Here is a 20,671-nt window from a genome sequence, read left to right on the forward strand (position 1 = left end):
ACCGGACGCGGAGGCTTGCCAGAAGACCCAACCACAACGCTCCGAGGTCGGACGGTTTGGCAAGATTTGCGAGATTCTTCTGGGGAACGGCAACAAGCGGAAGCTTCTGTCGAACATCCCCAAGCTAGATTTAGCGATCGCTCCTTGGGCGGTGCCAGAGGCAATCGCTCTCCTCATTTGGTGGAAGCGACGGGTTGGGTAAGGGATGAATTGGGCAATGTTGTGCTAGTGGCTACTGAGGCTACTTCAGCTTATCGGTTGCGATCGCCTCAATGCCAAGACTTGTCATCTGTGAGATCGCCATAAATTCTGACAATTTTGGTCTGAAAAAAGAACCCTAGAGATACAGAGTTCATAGAGGAGATATGGCGATTCTCATATCGGTGAGGTACATCTAGTTTTCTTGCCGATTCCTAATACTGAGTTGCAGTCTAACGTAGAATTTAACGAACCACAGAGGCACGGAGAACGCTGAGGTAAGAGAAATAGAGAGTTATACCTTTGAATGCAACTTAGTATAATTCCCTATTATTGTTCTTTCCATACTCGAAACCCACCATCTAGGTTAAGACATATTAGCCTGCCCTTGTGTAGCTGTAATATAGTTGATGAATGCAAAAAACAAAGCCAAATTTGGAAAGTAATCGCGAGAGAAGCAAAACCACTCTTTCTTGCTACCTTTCTGATAAATAAACAAGTAAACTGATTTATAGCTGCGCTTAACATCAAGCGATTCAAACTCTGACCAAGGCAACATCCGCTTTCCAGCCAATAATCCTTCTTGGGTGAGAGTGAGCTGTCCAAATTCAATAGCATTGCCCTGCTGGTAATTCGCAATTAACACTGGCAACTTGATTTGTATAATTTGCTCTTCAAGCAATACTTTCAGACGCTCTATATTGGCAACATGTTCATCAATTTTGAGTTTCCCTACATTTTGGGTTTCCAGGGTTACTATATAGTTCCGCACTCCATTCGTTCTGGCAACAGACAAAAATAACTCTTTAATTTCATCATAACGAATGACTGCTGGTGTCCCCTTACGACAGTCTATAAGCCCTTGTTGATATAGCAAGATAACAGGCTTAGTTTCTTTTAGCCGCTGGAACGACCGATAACTAAAGTAAATTGACAAAATGAGACTTGGTAATCCAACGAATATCAAGGACAAAGGCAAGGAGATGAAGAACATAAAGAGCCAAATTCCCAACACAGCTTTAGCCCTGCCTTTATCCCAACCAAATTCTCCCAATAGGCTACCCAACTGCCCAAAACGGTCAAATTGATTACTAGTCATTGATTACACTCCTTTGCCTAGCCATTAAGCTCACGACTTCATGCAACTGTGAACTAACACAAACTTCTCAGGGATGTGTTTAGCTATTATGCAAAGTTTTACAGAATTTAATGCTAACAGCGATGGATTTTCACCCCATTCATCTGACTCGAGGATATTAGAGGGTGGACACCGTAAGATTCCCCATTCCCGAAAACCCAGAATTTTGTCCCTCATCCAAAAGAGAACCGCTATATTCCTACCAAGGATTGCCAATCATGGTAAACGCTGCCCAGTAGTAAGGATGGATCAGTTTTTTGTCTCCCAAGCTAGCTAAAGCAGGCGGTAGCGGCACTGCTCCTTGGGGACTAATCAGCTTACCCGATTCAACGCGCACCTGTCCCTTGAGCATGGCTAACTGTGCCTGTCGTAATGCCTCGGCCTTAATCGGGGTACTTCTGAGTTGTCTGTAAAACTCGGTCATGAGTCCCAAGGTGGCTTCATCACTGACAATCCATAGACTCGCTACGGCTGACTTAACACCCGCCTGTACTGCCAAACCCGCAAAGCCTAACTCGGCTTGTTCATTACCTACCGCTGTCCGACAAGCACTCAGCACCAGTAGCTCTACGGGTGGATTACTCCAATTGAGTTGGGAGATCTGATTCAGCCGTAGCTTACTATTGGCGAGTTGGATGTAGGAATTATCGGGCGAGCCTGCCTGGAAGTCGGCATGAGTGGCGAGGTGGATAATACCGAAGGCTGCCTGCTGGCGTTGGGCTTTCAGATTTTCTAGCGTGAAAGTGTTGTTGAGGAATGCCTTTCCTTTCCACAGCTTTTGTGTGATTACAGAAAGCTCCAGGGGTACGGCGGGTAGAGGTGTTTGGTCGGGAAAATTCTCGGCTCCCATTGCCAAGACTTGGACATTTTTGAGATTTTGATATCGAGTATCCGTGAGGTTGAAACTGGGCATCAGACCCACACTGTATCGCTCCACCAAAAAGCCGCGACCATCATGAAGAGCGGCAATCGGCACAGAGCGTAAACCGTTCTCCATCAGGAACACTAAGTTGTTAATTTTTTGGGTCTGTAGCTCGGCCTCCAACGGTTCTACGAGCCACTTATACAACTGCCGAGCCGAACTGAGGTAGTCATTAGAGCTTTTAACGTTGGTGACATTATTGCGAAACTCTTGAGCGATGTTGAGGACGCGATCGCGTGTGGCTCCTTCCACCCGTTTGCGAATGGTTTTCCCCTGTGCGGTGACGAGTATCAGTTCCAACTGATCTGTGGGTTGCGGTGCTTGAGTTTCTCCCGATGATTGGGATGCCAAGGTGGCAGGCACAAAAACCGTATAGATGAGAGCGGGTTTTTTACCCGTTACCTGATCAATGCGATCGAGGGTATCACGCACCTGGGTTAAGTTGAGACTCGCCGGATTAAACGAGCGATCAAAATATCGCTCAACCTGTTGCGTCAACGACTTGTCCACTTCAGCTATTCCCGTGTCAATGGCGGCTGGGGGAAGGCTGGATGAACCTGAAAGGGGTACCTGTGTGAAATTGCTCTGTTGCGGCGGAGCTGTGGCCTGTATTTGGGATGTAATCGTATTTTTTCCCGAAGTAATGATTTGGATGCTACTTGGCGGATTACCCTGGCTGTAGGAACCGGAAAACACTCCGGAACCAATCTGGTTGTTGGTGCCTGTAGAAATAGTTCCAGCCGTACCATTCAACCCGTTATAATTCGACCCTACTGTGAAAGGAATACCTGAAGAGCCGCCTCCACGCCGAATGCTGATGGAGCCTCCCTGAGTTCCACCACCTGTAGAAATACTGGCATTGCTGCTATTGGTACCCCAAGCGCGAAATAAACTTGAGGTTGTAATCTCCACATTACCGCCTGTACCCTGACCAAAGCTTCGAGTATCAATCGAGTTAACCGTGATGTCCTTTTGAGCATTTAAGGTAACTCTACCCCCATTTCCGGAAGCAGAGCTGGTGTTAATCCGTCCGGTGGTAATGCTGTCGTTTTGAGACTTTAAGGTAACTGCGCCGCCATTGGTGAGGAAACTTCCCCCTATAAGCTCATTTTGAGACTTTAAGGTAACTGCGCTGCCATTCGTGAGGAAATTCCCTCCTGTAATCTTTGTGGCGGCTTCTAACGTCAGCGAACTGCCAGAAGCTTGGATGGTGTCGTTGAAGTCTTGGAAGGTAATTGAACTGCCCGTAGAGCGAAGGGTGAGGCTTCCCGCTTTCTGACCTAAGTTCACCCCATTGTTCTGAGTGACACCGGGTGTATTGCCGAAGATATCCGCGATCGCAATTGACCCTGTGGCTTGCAAAACAATATTATTATTTGGTGCTAAATCGGCAATTTGTCCCCAAGATATGATACTAGCGCCAACACTATTATCGGATAGTAAGATTTGGGGATTATTCGCTAAGGTGCGGTTTTGAGCCTTGGTGACGGCCTCCGCATCTGCCAGGGTTAAGTTACCGGAGTTGAGGAACAACGTGCCTCGTTCCCGATTGGCGGCTAAGGTGTCCACGCTGCCCGTAAAGGTCAGATTCTTGGTTCCTGACACCTCCACGAAGCCACCGTTACCCCCGCTAGCTCCACCACGAGCATTCACTTCACCCAAAAAGCGGGTTGTATCACCCGCCCGAACCCGAACTTGACCCCCATCCCCTGTTGCGCCAGCATCGGTGTTAATTTTGACATCTGGCCCAACAAACGTGCGTAAGACTTGAGAATCGGTACCTGAACCCCGGACATCCGCACCAATCAATACCCTACCGCCCCCCGCTTTGCCAGAAGCGTCTACCTGCGCCTTTTCCACTAAACCAACCAGATTGCCTCGTAACTGCACAGAACCGCCAATTTCGGAAGGCTTCTTCGTGGAAGCGTCAGCGGTACCGGAGAGTACAAGCGTACCCGGAGACTGGGGCACCACTAGACCTGAATCAGTGAGTACCACCTGACTGGCATCATTCACCGTCAATTTCTTGGCAGGAGAACCTCCCTGACCGGTTAGCAATTGCGGTAGGGAGAGAGGAGTGGGGAGTAGGGCATTAGAGGTGGCAGGAAGAGTACAATTCGTCGAACTACCACAGGGTTGAATCTCTAAATTGAGCAAGTGACCGGATAGGGAAATGCGGATCAGGTTTTGCCCAGGCACAGCGGCGAGCGTCAGGTTCCCTCCGGGTGCGTTCAGCTCACCTGTACTGACCACTGTACCGCCCAGTAAGGTGAGATTTTTCCCTTCGGTGACAGCCAGTTGACCCGAATTAGCGATCGCTCCAGGTGTTGCGGAGGTTCCAAAGGCAAAGGTACTGGGCATCCCCATTAAGGCAGAATAGTCATTTGTGCCAACAGCGTTGAACCAGGTGTTGTTCCCAAACCCAATCCTAGTAGCTGTCGTGGCAGTAAAGTCACCAGGGACATTCAACTGAGCCTTGTCCCCAAAAACGATCCCCGCTGGATTGAGCAAAAATAAGTTAGGGTTGCCACTACTCGTAACTTGAATCAGACCATTAATGATCGAAGGGTTCCCCCCAGTGACCCGACCCAGGATGTTCAAAACAGAGGGGCTGGCAATAAAATTAGCGGTCTCACCTGCCTCAAGGCCAAACTGACTGAAGCTGTGGAATAGATTCTTTCCATCCTGACTCAGCTGACCGTTGGTGATGTCATAAACGGCTGCATTGCCTGAAGTGTTGGGGTTGCTCGGCGGACTCACACTTGTGTTGGTACTGCCATCAGAGATGATAGGTTGGGCAGTGACAGACGTTAAGGAAGCCAGCCATAAGCTGGATGACTGTCCCAGGAAGGAAGGCAGGAAAATGGTGGCAAGTGTTGATAGGCACGCTAGCAAGAATTTGCTAGTGCCGAGGTAGTGTTCCAGTTTCCTTGCAAAGATCAGCAGGGAAATTAGTTTTGGCATGGAATATTTCAAAAAGGCTAACTCTTGTCTCTGGTGAACAGGGTTCTAAAAATCGGGTGAGAGGGAGACTGGAGTTTGAGTCAGGGGGATGAGCGCAACTCATCCGAGGAGGTGAGAACTCCTCGTAGGGGTGCCTGTTGGCGGAGTAGATGCTCAAACGTAGGGTCGTCTAATCTTTGGGTGAAGGGTTGGTGATAATCTTGGGTATAAGTTCTGGAAAGTTGCCCCTCTACTCCATGCCCCATGTAGGGTTAACGCTTGATGCACCCGGAAAGATTCAATTGGATAGATGTTTCCCTTTACAAAAACTGATGAAATGATTAAGAAATTCTATGTTCCAGCTTTATGACTTCGGGATTAAAACTGAAGAAAGGGTTAAGAGCTTGTATTACAAGGGTTGCTCGCGTTTGCGGGTTACTCTTTCCAACGTAGCCTAATGCCTCAGTGCGTGAGGAGCTGGATTGCTGAGTTCTTCACAGTTTGTTACAAAGATATAGAGAACTCTCGTGGATGCAAGAGCGGTATGTTTGGTGGCTTTACCGGTTCAAAAACTCCTACTGGCACGGACTGGGGAGAGCAAATGCTCAATACCGTCGCCAGCAAGACGATTCGCCACCTATTTACTCAGAGCGAGTCAGTGGAGGTCTCGGTGCGTTGCTATCCTTCAAGCAAATTGTTGCAGGGTAGCATCGACAGCCTCAAGATGAATGGTCGTGGTTTGGTGATTCGTCAGCAGTTCCGGACGGAGGAATTGTCCTTTGAAACGGATGCCATCTCCCTTGACTTTAGCTCGGTTCTCAAGGGTCAGATGAACATCAAGCAGCCCACCCAGGCGATCGCACAGGTTGTCCTCACCCAAGAGGATATCAATAATTCTTTCAAGGCAGAACTCGTCAGAAAGCGGTTAGAGAATATTACCAGCCCAGCCTTGAGTGAGTTGTCGGGGGGTGAGCCAATTTCCTTTACTGAGGTGCAAGTTACCTTGCAACCCAACAACCAACTACGTTTGTTTGCTAAAGCCAATCTTCCTGTGCAGGGTTTAGTCCCGATTAGTATGAAATCGACTCTGGCGGTTGAGCGGCGGCGTCGTGTCCTGTTTCAAAACTCCCAATTTGAACCCGAGGCGGTACCAGAGTCTCTGCGGGAAGTATCACAAAAGTTAGCAACCGCGTTGGATGAGATCTTGAATAATATGGTGGATCTGGATCGGTTCAATCTGGATGGCGTCACGCTGCGCATTAATCGTCTGGAAACTCAGGGCAAAAAGCTGATTTTCAGTGGTTACGCCCAAATTGAGCGCGTTCCCAATACTCCATAACCTGAAAGCACATAAATAATGTCAATCAGTGGTTTGTTTGCGGCGGGTGGGGTGGTTATGTGGCCCCTGTTGGTGTTTTCTATCCTGGCGATCGCTCTAATTTTAGAGCGCATTATCTTTTGGCAAAGAGTAACCAAACGCCAGAAACCGCTCATTCGGGAAGTGCTCAGGCTCTACCCCCAAGATACTCAAACCGCACTTCAGATTTTAGAGAGAAATACTGACTTGCAGATCGCACGGATTTTTCTGGCGGCCTTAGAACTGGAAAAGCCCACTCCAGAGGAATTTCGGCTCGCTCTAGAAAGTGCTGCTCAAGCGGAGATGCCTATCCTAAAGCGTTTCAATACGGGGTTTGAAACGATTATCGCTGTTTCTCCACTGCTCGGTCTTTTGGGCACCATTTTGGGGTTGATTGACGCCTTCGCTGCGCTTAGGGTAGGTGATATTGGCACTAGCAATACTCCGGGTGTTACAGGTGGAATCAGTGAGGCTTTAATCTCAACAGTAGGGGGGTTGTGCGTTGCGATTTTTACCCTGCTGTTTGCTAACAGCTTTCGAGGACTATATCGTCGTCAACTCGCTTTAATTCAGGAGTATGGTGGTAAGCTAGAGCTGCTCTATCGTCGTTACTATTCTTATGAAATCCTTCCCTATGTAAAAGCTTACAAACCCGAATGAAACTCAAGCATATCACTGAGGCAAATCAAGATTACGAGCGAACCCGAAGCTTTTTACTGATGCACGAAGCGTATCATAGCTTGATGTTTGGTTTGCTTGATACCATCGTTTACTCTCCCCATCGCTTCAAATATCGACCCTATGTAGCGATGGTGGAACAGAATGATACTGTTGTAGCGGTTGCCCTGCAAACACCACCTCGCAAGCTTCTGCTATCACGAGTTGAGGAATTTCAGGCGATCGCGCTAATCGCTCAAGACTTGTATTCTATGCAAGCAAAAGTGCCGGGAGTTATGGCTACGGCATCAGCGGCTAAAGCCTTTGCCCAAAACTGGCAAGCATTGATCGGTCAACCCTACCACGAAGGAACGCGAGAGCGCTTTTATCAACTCGAAACCGTACAGCCTACTCCCGTTGTCAGCGGACATTTGCGACAGGCTACACTCGGCGATCGCGAATTACTGATTGATTGGTGTCGTGCCTTTATGCAAGAAGTTTCAGAGGAAATCGTTGATTGGGAGGCTGAGGAAGTTGTTGATCGCTATCTGGCTGAGGGCAGTCCGCATTTTTGGCAGGATAACATTCCCCTATCTTTGGCTAACTTCTACAGCTCAACGCCAAATGGAGTGAGGATTAATTTGGTATACACTCCACCACAGTATCGGAAAAAAGGTTACGCAACCGCTTGTGTGGCGGCGTTGAGTCAAGCCTTACTGGATCGGGGATATAAATATTGTTTCTTGTCCACAGATTTAGCTAATCCTACCTCTAATCACCTTTATCAGGCAATTGGCTATCAACCTTTGGATGATAATATGCAGCATTACTGGTTTGATGGCTGATACAGGAGGATGAATGTGCAGTTGCTCTACTGTCACTCGTGATATAGGTTTATCTGAGTTTTCGTGTTACAACCTGTGGGAACTATACATGTGCGGTGGTGTCTCTAATCTATAGACAAATCCTGCTTTTGTGACTTGCTCCTGTTAGCAGTTCAATCAACGGGAAGAATATAAGTCTGAGGGTTATTGCTTAAAAAGAGAGCATCTACAAACCCAAATTCTTGCAATCAATTTGTTAAAAAGCTCATCGCTTAATTTGGCGTGAGATTGGAGATCAAATGCGCGTTTTATTAATTTATCCTCTGTTTCCTAAAAGTTTTTGGTCTTTTGAGAAAACGTTAGCTTTGCTGGGTCGCAAGGCGATGCTTCCCCCTTTAGGATTAGTCACAGTTGCAGCTATTCTGCCCCAAGAGTGGGAATTTAAGCTAGTCGATCGCAATGTCAGCCAGGTAACGGAAGCAGAATGGGATTGGGCCGATTTAGTGATTCTCTCTGCCATGATTGTGCAAAAGGAAGATTTCTTAGCGCAAATTCAGGAGGCGAAACGACGAGGGAAAGCGGTTGCTGTCGGTGGCCCTTACCCAACAGCCTTACCCCACGAAGCCGAGGCATCGGGTGCTGACTATTTAATTTTGGATGAAGGGGAAATCACTTTACCCCTATTTGTGGAAGCTATTGAACGAGGCGAGTCTTCTGGTGTTTTCCGATCTGGGGGAGAGAAACCTGATGTCACTTACACTCCGATTCCCCGCTTCGATTTACTGGAATTTGACGCTTATTCGGAAATGTCTGTTCAGTTTTCGCGAGGCTGTCCGTTCCAGTGCGAATTTTGTGACATTATTGTCCTCTATGGTCGCAAACCCCGGACTAAAACCCCAGCCCAACTTTTGGCTGAATTAGAGCGCCTTTATGAGTTAGGTTGGCGACGTAGTATTTTCATGGTGGATGATAACTTCATTGGCAATAAGCGCAATGTCAAGTTATTTCTCAAAGAATTAAAACCCTGGATGGTGGAACACGGGTATCCGTTCTCGTTTGCCACCGAGGCATCAGTGGATTTGGCGAAAGACCAAGAACTGATGGATTTGATGGTTCAGTGTAATTTTGGGGCGGTGTTTTTAGGGATTGAGACACCGGATGAAGAGAGTTTAGCCCTAACACAAAAGTACCAAAATACGAGAGACTCTTTAAGTGAGGCCGTCCATGCGATTACTCGCTCAGGATTGCGAGTGATGGCTGGGTTTATTATTGGCTTTGATGGTGAGAAATCGGGCGCAGGCGATCGCATTGTCCAATTTGTGGAAAAAACGGCAATTCCCACCGCCTTATTCAGTATGTTGCAAGCGCTACCCGACACTGCACTGTGGCATCGATTGAAGAAAGAAGGACGGCTGCGAATCGAATCTGCGAATATCAATCAAACGACATTGATGAACTTTGTGCCAACTCGTCCGTTGGAAGAGATTGCCAGTGAATATGTCGATGCCTTTTGGAGATTATACGAACCATCGTGTTTTCTGGATCGCACCTACCGTCACTATCGCATTTTAGGAGAAGCAACCTATCCGAAAAAGGAAAAATCGGCTAAGAAAAAGCTGAATTGGGTCGTGATTCGAGCGCTACTGACTATTTGCTGGCGGCAAGGTGTGCTTCGCAAGACTCGTTGGCAGTTCTGGCGCAATCTATATAATATGTATCGTTACAATCCGGGTGGTTTGAGCAGTTATTTATCCACTTGTGCTCAAATCGAGCATTTCTTGGATTATCGTGAGATTGTTAAGGAGCAGATAGAAGCGCAGTTAGCTGAGTTTCTGGCACAGAAGGCAAGATTGGAACAATCTTCAGAAGAGGCAAAAACTCCGATGAGTGTTAGTGCTTAGAGCAAATTCGTGGTGAGAGAGCGATCGCAAGAGAACACCAGCTTAACCGATCGCCTTCAAGAGTAGTATAGACATGGTATAATCTCACCGTTCGATAAAAGTTTGCTTACCAAGCAACTCAACTATTTAAAACCAGGATTGAGAGCTATGCTTGGCTGCCATCTCATCAACCCTGGTTGTTTAAGTCACTGAAGTAAAAGTGACATATAGGAAGTAACGCTTGCGATCGGGGGCAGTGGGGTTTGAGCAACCTCGTTTACCCCTGATTATTCGTAAGTTAGTAACTTAACGTTTGCTTGTTTCGTGCTTTAGAGAAGACTGAAAACTGTCTGCGGGTCAGATAGCGCCAGCTAGACCTAGAACAGCAGCCACAACATTGAGATTATTTAGGGCAGTCACGTCGCCATCAATTACAGTAACGTTTTTTACAACGTCTTTTACAGTAACGTCGCCTACATTTACATCAGCCAAGCCACCACCGCAGACAGTCATTTCAGTTTCAGTCAATTCGCTGATGTAGCCTTCGGTTTGAGCAGCTTGCAGGTCGTTAATTTTGAGGATAGACATTGGTAAATTTCCTTAATTAGTAGTTGTTATTCGGTCGGGAAGTTGTGTTTTGTTTTCCGCGTCCTTAATTACAGATTATGAGTTTGGCTTGAGGAATTCAAGGGTTTAAAACTTACATTTCGGACATAAGTGAAGGTTGAAGCTTGTATTTTTGGACATAAGTGAAGTAGTCAAATCGTCCTGACAGCACTCCTAACCAAGGCAATAAATAGCTCCCAAAAAACTTAGAGGAAACAGATGGACAAACCCAGATGCACGGAATTCTACGGATGAGCTTGGTTCCTTGTAGCCGTGAATCACTGGTTAAAAGGAGGAGCTTGTGGAAAGGGAGCTTGGGAGGCTGGATTCTGTACGGAAATGTTGATGTATTCTTACTTTTGACTTTAACTTTTAGGTCATCCCGCTTAAGATAGATTCAAGCGGATTAAAAGCCTTTTTTTTCGACATAAGTCCCGTCTTTTGTCTTTTTTTGGGTACAGACTGAAGCGAAAATAGAGTGAATAAGTTGTACTGAAAAGGCATCTATCCAAAGTAGGAATTCCGCTAGATTTACGTCATTTCGCGTATTTCAACTAAGGAAAATAGGATAAATTCATATTTTTATATTTATGTCAATACGCAACTTCCATTAGATTTAGTTGAGTCTACCTACATTCTTACTCATCTTTTTAAGAAGAATTAATATTATCTTGAATAAATTGTGAGTTATGCAGTTTTTATGCAAAGTTAAGCCGTTTGCAGCAAAATTTTAGGTGTTGCTTCACTAAAATCTTGCAATATGATAAAAATAGTTATAATTTTTAAAGAATCTGAAAGATGCAGTGTATTCCCTTAAAAGTTCGTAAGGAACTATTTAATATACAACTACATGCTTCTCAGTAAACAGCTGAGGTCTATCCCAAGACTAGATTTGCCCTCCAGACTAAAGTAGTTCTACTTGATTAGCCGCGTGAGGGTTGCTCCTATCAGAGCAGGTCGTCTAATGCTTTTTTAACAAAACAAGTTCTTGCTTTATTTCTACCTTTGTCTTCAACAGTTTGGAGAGGAAGCAGTAGGGAAATATATATCAATTGAAATGTGCAACGGAGGAATTACGGTGGAAAATCAGGACAAGCTGCTGACGCCTTTTCAGCGAAAGCTTTTGCTAAAGAACTTGCACACTGATTTGCGTCCAGAGTATCACCGTCGTATTGAAATCATGCTTTTGGCAGATGCAGGTCAATCTCAAGCCGAAATTTGTAAAACAGTAGGGTGTACTCCAGATACAGCACGGTACTGGATTGGTGTAGCACGAGAAGGTAATGCTCATCATTGGAACGATCGCCCGATGGGACGCCCTAAAGCGATTAACGAGCAATATATAGAGCGATTGAAAGAACTGGTCAATCATAGCCCGCGTGAGTATGGGTATTCTTTTAAACGCTGGACAGCGCAATGGTTGAGCAAGCATCTGGCGAAAGAAATGGATATTCAAGTTAGCGAACGTCACATTAACCGCCTGCTAAAAGACTTGGGGCTTTCCACCCGACAAAAACACGGCACAACAGAAAGCGTACCGGCTACTACCAAGAACTTCGGAATTAGGATTAGTGATTTGCAATCGTCCTCATCACCGAGTTTCGTGTGGTCAGCTAATCTCCTCAAAACCAGCAGCTAGTTCATCTCGGCAGACGTTTTCCACCATTTCTTGAGCTTTCAGAGAGGGTGAGAGGGAGAGGGAGTGAGAGGGAGATTTTAACTAAAGGGTTATTTCTACCTCGTAGCAGCTAGTTCTGTCGTGAAACTATCAGGGATTCATGGTTAAGCAATCATCAGAATTGTTCAAGCAAGACTTAGGTCAACAGCTAACGCAAATTCTCGGTCAGGCTCTTTCAGAACAAGAACTTTCAAACTGCTTTAAACAAATCGAAATTTTAGAGCCAAAAGCTGGGAACCGATTTTGGCAATCAACAGATGCAAACGCTGGAATTTATATAATCCTGGCGGGTAAAGCCAGACTACTCGATAATGATGACAATTTAATCGCTTCCGTGGAAGCAGGGACGACATTTGGGGAACTTACTCTGTTTCCTCAAGAAGACTTTCAGCCTTATGCTGCCAGAGCCTCCGTAAATTTAACCCTCTGCTACATCACAGGCGAGTATTTGCAAACTCTGATGGGTAAATATCCTGCGATCGAAGAGCATGTTCATCACCAAGCTGTACTTCGAGATTTGCTGCTATTGTGCCGCCAGACGGAAACGCTTCGCAATACTCCTGTAGAAGGGTTGATGAAGGTGCTATCGCTGTTGGAACGGCAGGATTTGGAGTCGGGCAAACTTCCAATATCCGGACTGGGTGAGTGCCAATTTTTGTTGCTCCGTCGAGGGGAAATCCTACATTCATCCGATTACAAACTGACGCCTGGGAATGTCTATGCTTTCTCCGAGTTCCCGAAGGAGCGTTCTTGGCAAGTTACTCAACCTACAGAACTGTACAGTCTCAGGCATTCTGATTGGGAAACGGCATTAGATTACTTGCCACAACTGGCAGAACATTTTGACACAGAAGGGCGTGAGGACAGGGAACAGGGGCGTCGGGAAGAGAAAGGGACTAGGAAGAAATCCAGAAAAGTTACTGCTAAGAAATCTTTTCCTACCCCTACTGCCTCTGCACCCGGACGCGCGACGCCTTCGTCAAAAAACCAGCCAAAGAAAAAAGTCAACAAGCCCTATTTCCCCAACCCGACTGTAAAAGTTGGTCATTTATGGCAGCGCATCACCCAACGCTATCCCTTCTTTCAACAACAAAGTGCCTCTGACTGCGGTGCTGCTTGCTTGGTAATGATTGGTCGTTACTGGGGCAAGCGTTTTAGCGTCAATCGACTCCGAGATTTGGCTAATGTTGACCGCAGTGGTGCATCCTTGCGATGTTTAGCTGCTGCGGCAGAAAGCATTGGGTTTGCAACTCGACCTGTAAAAGCAACGCTGGACAAACTGGCCCAACAAAGCTTGCCTGCGATCGCACATTGGGAAGGGAAGCACTACATTGTTGTCTTTGAAGTAACACGCAAGCGAGTGATTGTTTGCGACCCTGGGATCGGTCAGCGCAGTCTCACGCACGCAGAATTTAAAGCGGGTTGGACGGGCTACACGTTGTTATTGCAACCCACAACCTTACTCAAAGACACCCAAGAAGCCACTCAACCGATGTGGCAGTTCTTTGAGTTAGTAAAACCCCACTCGCTGGTACTGCTAGAAATATTTATTGCTTCTCTCCTCATCCAAATCTTTGGATTAGTTACACCTTTATTCACTCAACTGCTATTAGACCGAGTCGTCGTACAGCGTAGCACTGTAACGTTAACAGCTGTAGGTTTAGGATTAGTCATCTTTGGTATATTCCGCATTGCCATGACCGGATTGCGGCAATACCTTCTAGACCATACGGCGAACAAAGTTGATTTAGCGCTAATTGTCGGTTTTATCAGCCATACCTTCCGGCTACCGCTGAAGTTCTTTGAGTCCCGCTATGTGGGAGACATCATCTCCCGCGTGCAGGAAAATCGCAAGATTCAACGCTTCCTCACTGGCGAAGCCCTATCAATCGTTCTCGATATATTGACCGTATTTGTTTACCTGGGCTTGATGTTCTGGTATAGCTGGAAGATGGCACTGCTAACCTTAGTCATTGTGCCGCCCTATATCTTACTAGCGCTAGTTGCTACGCCCTTTTTGCAGCGAGTTTCGCGGGAAATTTTTGGTGCGACGGCTGTGGAAAACAGCTATTTAATTCAGGCGCTAACGGGAATTAATACTGTCAAATCAATGGCAATTGAGCAGACAGTACGCTGGCGTTGGGAGGAATTATTTGGTAAGTCGGTTAAAATCAAGTTTTCGGGGCAGAAGATTAGCAACGCCCTGCAAATTTTGAGCGGACTGCTCCAAATGTTGGTCAGCACAGGATTACTGTGGTTTGGGGCGTGGTTGGTGATTCACAACGAACTAACCATTGGGCAGTTAGTGGCGTTTAACATGTTGCTGGGCAATATTATTAGCCCGTTTCAACGATTGATTGTGCTGTGGAATCAATTGCAGGAAGTGGTGATTTCAGTGGAGCGGATTAATGATGTGCTGGATGCTGAACTCGAAGAAAATTGGCAACAGGAAACTCGCCAAACCTTGCCACCCATTCGCGGTCACATTCAATTTAAGAACGTAACGTTCCGCTACAATCCAGCTAGCGATTTCAACATCCTAGAAAATCTCAGTTTTGAGGTGCAACCAGGGCAAACAGTCGCACTGGTTGGTCGCAGTGGTTCGGGGAAAACGACGCTTTCTAAGTTGGTTTTGGGACTGTATCCCCCCACGGATGGGAAGATGTTAATCGATGGTTATGATGTGACTACTTTGTCGATGCGATCGCTCAGGCAGCAGGTTGGGGTGGTCGATCAGAATACCTTTATGTTTGGCGGTACGATTCGCGAAAACATTAGTCTAGGTCATCCAGAAGCTGCATTAGAAGAGGTAATCGAAGCTGCTCAGCAGGCAGGCGCGCATCAGTTTATTAAAGACTTACCACTAGGCTACGAAACAGAAATTGGTGAGGGAGGTGGAATGCTGTCGGGTGGACAACGACAACGACTTGCGATCGCTCGTGCCTTGTTGGGAAATCCTCGATTGTTGATTCTGGATGAAGCCACCAGTAGTCTTGACACGGAATCTGAGCGCATCATTCAGAATAACCTCAGCACCATTCTGCAAAACCGCACCACACTAGTCATTGCTCATCGCCTCTCAACTATTCGCAATGCTGACCTAATTCTGGTACTCGATAAAGGCATTTTGGTGGAGAGCGGTACCCATGATGAATTAATGGCGAGGCGGGGTCAATACTTCTACTTGAATCAGCAACAAGTTGCGATCGCAGGTTAATTTGCATCGCTGAAGTTTGGGTGTGTCTCGTCAGTTTGTTTTTAACGAACCACAGAGGCACAGAGGACTCAGAGGGAAGAAAAGAAAAAGAGAGAGTCCTCAATCTTGTTAATTGAGATTATTTTCTAAGTAGCTATGCCCAATCCATCAAGCCTACAAGACCACGCGAGTCGGAATGGTCATTATCGCCCTAACCAGAGCGTATCATCTGAAGAACCCATAGACTTCTCTGACCCTAGTCCAACACCGTCGTCCACTCAACCAAGCTCATCCCATATGGATGATTGGTCTCCTTTAACTCAGGAACTCATCGATACTTTGCCAAAGGTTTGGACGCGAGGGTTGCTGTATTTTTTGGTCGTATTTACTGGTATTGTCTTACCGTGGGCAATGTTGTCCAAAGTTGATGAAACGGGTAGTGCTAGAGGACGATTAGAACCCAAAGGTGCAACGCAACGATTGGATGCTCCTGCGATCGGAACTGTGACCGAGGTGAGTGTCAAGGAAGGCCAAACCGTAAAAGCAGGGCAAGTTCTGCTGAAACTAGAATCCGATTTACTCCGCAGTGAGCTTCAGCAAGTCGAAACAAAATTGGAAGGTCAACAAAATCGACTGGCGCAGTTGCAGCTGATCGAAAGCCAATTAATGATTGCCATTCGTGCTCAGCAGCAACAGAACCAAGCGCAAGGCTTGGAAAAACAGGCTCAAATAGAGCAAGCAAAGACGACGCTTACTGCGAGCAAAACAGCCTATACCTTACAAGATGAAAAACTGGCTCAAGTGGAGCAGGCAAGGGAAAGTATTGCAGCGAGTAAGACAGCTTATGCTCTAGCCGATAGCCGTTTTACCAAAGATATGGCAGAAGTCGAACGCTACCGCAAACTCTTGCAAGACGGTGTCATTTCCAAAGTCAAAGTTGTAGAAATAGAACGGTTGGCAGAGGAAAGCCGACGGTTACGTGCACAAGCTGAAGCTGATATCAAACAGGCAGAGGCTCGCTTAAAAGAGCGGCAGGGCAGCTATCAGAAAATGATTCATCAAGCTCAAGCCGAAATCGAGCAAGCCTCCTCCCGTCTCAAAGAGCAGGAGAGTGGCTATCAGAGCCTGATGCAGGGGGGTAAACTGGCTGTACTTAAAAGCGAGGAACAGCTTAAAGACCTTCAAACACAAATTACAACCCTCCAATCAGAAATTGCCCAGAGCAAAAGCCAAGTAAAATCCTTGAAATTGCAGTTAGAGCAACGAGTAATCCGAGCACCAAGGGATGGCACAATTTTTCAGCTGCCCATCCAACGGGCAGGCGCTGTAGTCGAACCTGGTCAAATGCTCGCTCAGATTGCTCCCAAGGGAGTGGAGCTAATATTTAAAGCACAAGTGCCGATTTCACAAAGTGGATTTTTGCATAAAGGAATGCCTGTCAAACTGAAATTTGATGCCTATCCATTCCAAGACTACGGAGTAGTGCCAGGACATCTACATTGGATTTCCCCAGACTCCAAACCGATACAAACAGCGCAAGGTCAAACAGAAATGTATGAGCTGGAAATTGCGGTCGATTGTGAGCATATCGAAACTCCAAACAAACATATCACCTTAAACGCAGGACAAACAGCAACAGCCGAGGTAGTTATCCGGCAACGTCGCATCATCGACTTCATCTTAGACCCATTTAAGCAGCTGCAAAAAGGCGGTCTGAAACTGTAGAAGCAAAAAACTCAACCTATCTTTGCTTCCTAAAGCGCTCTTGTTCGTTAAAAATAAACCTTGCAGACACACCGCAGTCCTTCTGAATTCTTAATAGTCTGCTTTAACCTCTCATAATAGGCTCTCTATCATGTCAAACGTTTTTACTATCTCCTACGATGACCTGATTCACCAAGCCAAACTTTCCTGTCAAGTTCCCTCCCTACTTGAAGGTCTCACTACCCGCAAAATTATTGAATCTGTAGCAAAAGAATTAGACATTAAAATAGAGCCAGAAGAACTTCAGCAAACAGCCGATAACTTCCGGTTAATCAACAAACTCCAACGAGCTGAAGATGCCTGGACTTGGATGAAAAAACATAGTCTGACTCTAGAAGAGTTTGAAGAACTAATCTATACCACAGCTCTCTCTTCAAAATTAGCTCAACATCTATTTACTGGCAAAGTCGAACCATTTTTTGTCGAGAATCTGCTCAATTACGCTCAAGTAGTCATGTACGAGGTAGTGTTGGATGATGAAGACCTAGCGATGGAACTATTTTATGCCATTCAAGAAGGCGAAATCAGTTTTCCTGAGGTTGCTCATGAATACATCCAGGATACCGAGTTACGTCGCGCTGGAGGATATCGGGGAATACTACGCCGTACAGATTTAAGACCGGAGATTTCTGCTGCTGTCTTTGCTGCCACTCCTCCCCAACTTCTCAAACCAATATTGACAGCTAAAGGGGCACATTTGATTTTGGTTGAGGAACTCATTCAACCCAAGTTAGATGATGAGTTGCGCCATAAAATTCTTTCAGATTTGTTTTCTGCATGGCTAAAGCAAAAGCTCAAGCAAACTGAAATGGTATTGTCTGTTTAACATTTCGTGCGGGAAGTCCTCCAGTGTAACGGTTCGTAGTTGCGCTGTCTTCGATCGCCTCGCAACTACGAACTAGATTTCTGGGTTCTTAGCCTCACGAATTTATGAAATCCTGTACTAAGTTTTTGAACAGCTGGTTCTCGCGGATAGCATCAAAGCAAGAGTCCGTTTTCGCATAATCCTTAAAGCGATCGCGATCGAGGTTTATTGCCTTTTGCAGAGACTCAATTGCCTGAGGAACATTGCCTTGGGCTGCATAACAACACGCTTTGTTATACCAGGCGTCAGAGTAATCAACCTGGATTTGAATGGCTTTATCATAGGATGCGATCGCGTCTTCATACCGCTTCCACTTCTCAAGCGTCTTTCCCCTATAAAACCAAGCTTCCTCTAAATTATCATCGATTTCAATCGCTTTATTGTAGGAAGCAATAGCTTGGTCGTATCGTTGTAATTCTCCGAGTATCCAGCCTCTGACAAACCAAGCATGAGCCTCTTCGGGCTGGAATTGAATTATTTTCTCATAGGCAACTAAGGCTTCTTCATAGCGTTGTAATTGATAGAGTAAGGAAGCTTTTGCATACCAAGCTTCGTAGTATTTGGGTTGGATTTTAATAGCTTGGTTATAAGCTGCGATCGCATCCTCATAGCGTTCCGATTTTCGCAACTTCTCACCTTTGTTATACCACCCAAGCTCCTTTCGTCTAAATAACCATAAACAACCCACTAATCCTAAGATTAAAATATTTGTTTGTTGACGAAAAAGGTCATATCCCTGACCTGCCATCTCTGGTGGTACACCCAGGAAATCACTAATGGTATAAGTACAATTCCAGAACACTTGATTTAAGGGTTGCACATACCAGAGCAAGGCAAAAATAATCCATATTCCATACTGGCTAAATTTGTTGAACTGAATCTGAGTTTTTTGGGGTAACCAGGGCTCAATAATTCCATAACCATCTAGGGGAGGAATGGGCAGTAAATTGAGCAACACACCCGCAATTTCCAAGACTACTAGAAATGCCAAACTAGGCCAAATCCAGTGTTCAATAGATGGCGTCGCCCAACCCAACCCAAACGGAATTGCCAATAGTATCGTGACGGCAGCGCTGGCAAAAGGCCCTGCTGCTGAAACAGCGCTTTCCCACCAGCGGTTGCGTAAGCGACGATGATTGATATAAACAGCGCCTCCTGGCAAAGCAATGCCACCCATCAAGAGAAAAAGAATCGGCAGGAGGAGGCTATAAACAGGATGGGTATATTTGAGTGGGTTCAGGGTTAAATATCCCTTATCTTTTACTGAAGTATCTCCCCCGAAATAGGCAACCACGGCGTGTCCAAATTCATGTAGGCAAACTGACAAAATCCAACCGAGACAAACAAACACGGCAACAAGCCACACGGCCTCTTCCTCCCAGGATGAAAAGCTCATTGATAGTCAGATATTGCAATCCTAAATCATTTGTGAGATTGGATTATTTTAAGGAACCACAGAGGCACTGAGAACACAGAGGAGAGGAAGGGAGGTTCTCACGACAAAACTATCAAGGTTTGGCGATGTAATTAAACCTTTGGCTCAACCCTTAATTTAGGTAGTCCCTCCAGTTTTTCTGGGGGCTGATCTTCTTCGGTAATGGGCATGAGGAGGGTTAATCCACCGGGAACGCACTCAACGTCAATGGGCGTCGTGCCAATAATTTCTCCATCTAGGACGACTTTTTGAGGCGGCTCGGTGGTAACTTTGATGCGTCTGGCTCGCAGATAACCAATATCATCTCGTTCCACCGCATCGCCACGAAGAGCCGTTTGCAACAGGTGGTACGCTGATGCGATCGCACCGGCTCGGTTGGCGGGCGCTACTACGGTGAGATCGAGTAGTCCATCATCACAAATAATACCCGCTGGGCCTTGAGCCAACAGAGAGGTTGGGGGGGCTGCATTTGCGATCGTCACAGCACCAGCGCTAACCGTAATGATTTTATCCTGGGTCTCGATCTGTGCCTCAAACGTCTCGAACTCTCGTAGCTGTTGCACGCCGGCGAGAATGTAAGCCAGCATTCCAAAACGGTTTTTGGTCTCTCGATCCGCTTTTTCAACCATTTCTGCTTCAAACCCAATTCCCGCGAGCAACACCATCGGCTTGCCATTGCACAATGCCGCATCGATTACTTTCGTTTTCCCCTGCAATATGGTCTGACAGGCGGCTTCAATTGTGTCGGGCAGTGCCAACGCTGAAGCAAAAGCATTGGCGGTACCTCGCGAAATTATCCCTAAAGGAATATTGGTTCCTACTACAGCATCAGCGGCAGCGGAGAGAGTCCCATCACCACCCGAAACAATAATCATCTCAACACCCCGTTCAACCGCCTCACGCGCCAGTTGACCCGCCTCCACTTCGGGTGTTGTCAAACGAATATCCAGGTCAATCTCTGGCTCTAACAGAGTCTGGATGTTCAACAAATCTTGTTCTGGGTCACCTTGACCGGCAACTGGATTGAAGATCAAGCAGGCAGAACGCTGAATAGTCATGGTCAGTTTTCAGTCATTGATTGTTTTCTCTGAAGTGGGCGATTAAGCCATTGCACTTCTCAAGGGCAGGTTTGTGGCTGGCATGGGTTCTAGCTACTCGTTCCTAGTCCTTCGCTGAACTCTGGATTCAGCTAACCTGATGACTAACAA

The 20,671-nt window shown here is 46.3% G+C and carries 14 protein-coding genes and 1 pseudogene; 9 read left to right on the plus strand and 6 right to left on the minus strand.

What is annotated here, in order from left to right; translation table 11 throughout:
• Window positions 1-306, plus strand: a pseudogene (locus V6C93_RS12860) (hypothetical protein); the annotation flags it as partial.
• 259 nt (window positions 307-565) lie between these two features.
• Here the strand turns inward: V6C93_RS12860 and V6C93_RS12865 are convergent.
• The 3 genes from V6C93_RS12865 to V6C93_RS12875 form a co-directional block, all read right to left on the minus strand.
• Window positions 566-1,297 carry a DUF6585 family protein gene (locus V6C93_RS12865; protein WP_333477053.1) on the minus strand — a complete coding sequence of 244 codons (732 nt, stop codon included), beginning with the start codon at window positions 1,295-1,297 and terminating at the stop codon, window positions 566-568.
• A 238-nt stretch (window positions 1,298-1,535) separates the two neighbouring features.
• Window positions 1,536-5,222 carry a CHAT domain-containing protein gene (locus V6C93_RS12870; protein WP_333477054.1) on the minus strand — a complete coding sequence of 1,229 codons (3,687 nt, stop codon included), beginning with the start codon at window positions 5,220-5,222 and terminating at the stop codon, window positions 1,536-1,538.
• An 80-nt stretch (window positions 5,223-5,302) separates the two neighbouring features.
• On the minus strand, window positions 5,303-5,467 hold the full coding sequence (locus tag V6C93_RS12875; protein WP_333477055.1) for a hypothetical protein: 165 nt from the start codon (window positions 5,465-5,467) through the stop codon (window positions 5,303-5,305).
• 278 nt (window positions 5,468-5,745) lie between these two features.
• Here V6C93_RS12875 and V6C93_RS12880 point away from each other — a divergent pair, with 278 nt between their 5' ends.
• The 4 genes from V6C93_RS12880 (at window position 5,746) to V6C93_RS12895 (ending at window position 9,940) form a co-directional block, all read left to right on the plus strand.
• Window positions 5,746-6,540, plus strand: a complete 795-nt coding sequence (locus tag V6C93_RS12880; RefSeq protein ID WP_333477056.1) for a DUF2993 domain-containing protein — start codon at window positions 5,746-5,748, stop codon at window positions 6,538-6,540.
• Between the two features lie 18 nt (window positions 6,541-6,558).
• On the plus strand, window positions 6,559-7,218 hold the full coding sequence (locus V6C93_RS12885) for a MotA/TolQ/ExbB proton channel family protein (protein WP_333477057.1): 660 nt from the start codon (window positions 6,559-6,561) through the stop codon (window positions 7,216-7,218).
• Entirely contained in the window at window positions 7,215-8,060 is an 846-nt protein-coding gene (locus V6C93_RS12890; protein WP_333477058.1) for a GNAT family N-acetyltransferase, read from the plus strand. The genes V6C93_RS12885 and V6C93_RS12890 overlap by 4 nt, the downstream gene beginning before the upstream one ends.
• 278 nt (window positions 8,061-8,338) lie before the next feature.
• The gene (locus V6C93_RS12895; RefSeq protein WP_333477059.1) at window positions 8,339-9,940 is read left to right on the plus strand and encodes a B12-binding domain-containing radical SAM protein; all 1,602 of its coding nucleotides are present in this window, start codon (window positions 8,339-8,341) and stop codon (window positions 9,938-9,940) included.
• Between the two features lie 336 nt (window positions 9,941-10,276).
• On the opposite strand, the gene V6C93_RS12900 is transcribed toward V6C93_RS12895, so the two are convergent.
• A complete protein-coding gene (locus tag V6C93_RS12900; protein ID WP_333477060.1) occupies window positions 10,277-10,507 on the minus strand; it encodes a hypothetical protein in 231 nt (76 codons plus the stop codon).
• Window positions 10,508-11,582: 1,075 nt separating this feature from the next.
• Between V6C93_RS12900 and V6C93_RS12905 the strand changes: the two genes are divergently transcribed.
• The 4 genes from V6C93_RS12905 to V6C93_RS12920 all read left to right on the plus strand — a co-directional run bounded on the left by V6C93_RS12905 (window position 11,583) and on the right by V6C93_RS12920 (window position 17,989).
• Entirely contained in the window at window positions 11,583-12,164 is a 582-nt protein-coding gene (locus tag V6C93_RS12905; RefSeq protein ID WP_349262699.1) for a helix-turn-helix domain-containing protein, read from the plus strand.
• Window positions 12,165-12,303: 139 nt separating this feature from the next.
• Window positions 12,304-15,420, plus strand: coding sequence for a peptidase domain-containing ABC transporter (locus V6C93_RS12910; protein ID WP_333477062.1), 3,117 nt, complete (start codon window positions 12,304-12,306; stop codon window positions 15,418-15,420).
• A gap of 135 nt (window positions 15,421-15,555) precedes the next feature.
• A complete protein-coding gene (locus V6C93_RS12915) occupies window positions 15,556-17,124 on the plus strand; it encodes an HlyD family efflux transporter periplasmic adaptor subunit (RefSeq protein ID WP_333477063.1) in 1,569 nt (522 codons plus the stop codon).
• 130 nt (window positions 17,125-17,254) lie between these two features.
• Window positions 17,255-17,989 carry a peptidylprolyl isomerase gene (locus V6C93_RS12920; RefSeq protein ID WP_333477064.1) on the plus strand — a complete coding sequence of 245 codons (735 nt, stop codon included), beginning with the start codon at window positions 17,255-17,257 and terminating at the stop codon, window positions 17,987-17,989.
• A 94-nt stretch (window positions 17,990-18,083) separates the two neighbouring features.
• On the opposite strand, the gene V6C93_RS12925 is transcribed toward V6C93_RS12920, so the two are convergent.
• Window positions 18,084-19,424, minus strand: a complete 1,341-nt coding sequence (locus V6C93_RS12925; protein WP_333477065.1) for a tetratricopeptide repeat protein — start codon at window positions 19,422-19,424, stop codon at window positions 18,084-18,086.
• A gap of 131 nt (window positions 19,425-19,555) precedes the next feature.
• A complete protein-coding gene (locus V6C93_RS12930) occupies window positions 19,556-20,515 on the minus strand; it encodes a YegS/Rv2252/BmrU family lipid kinase (RefSeq protein ID WP_349262700.1) in 960 nt (319 codons plus the stop codon).
• Window positions 20,516-20,671 lie beyond the last annotated feature (156 nt).

The sequence above is a fragment of the Allocoleopsis sp. genome, assembly GCF_036703385.1.
In the GTDB taxonomy this organism is placed as follows: Bacteria; Cyanobacteriota; Cyanobacteriia; order Cyanobacteriales; family Coleofasciculaceae; genus Allocoleopsis.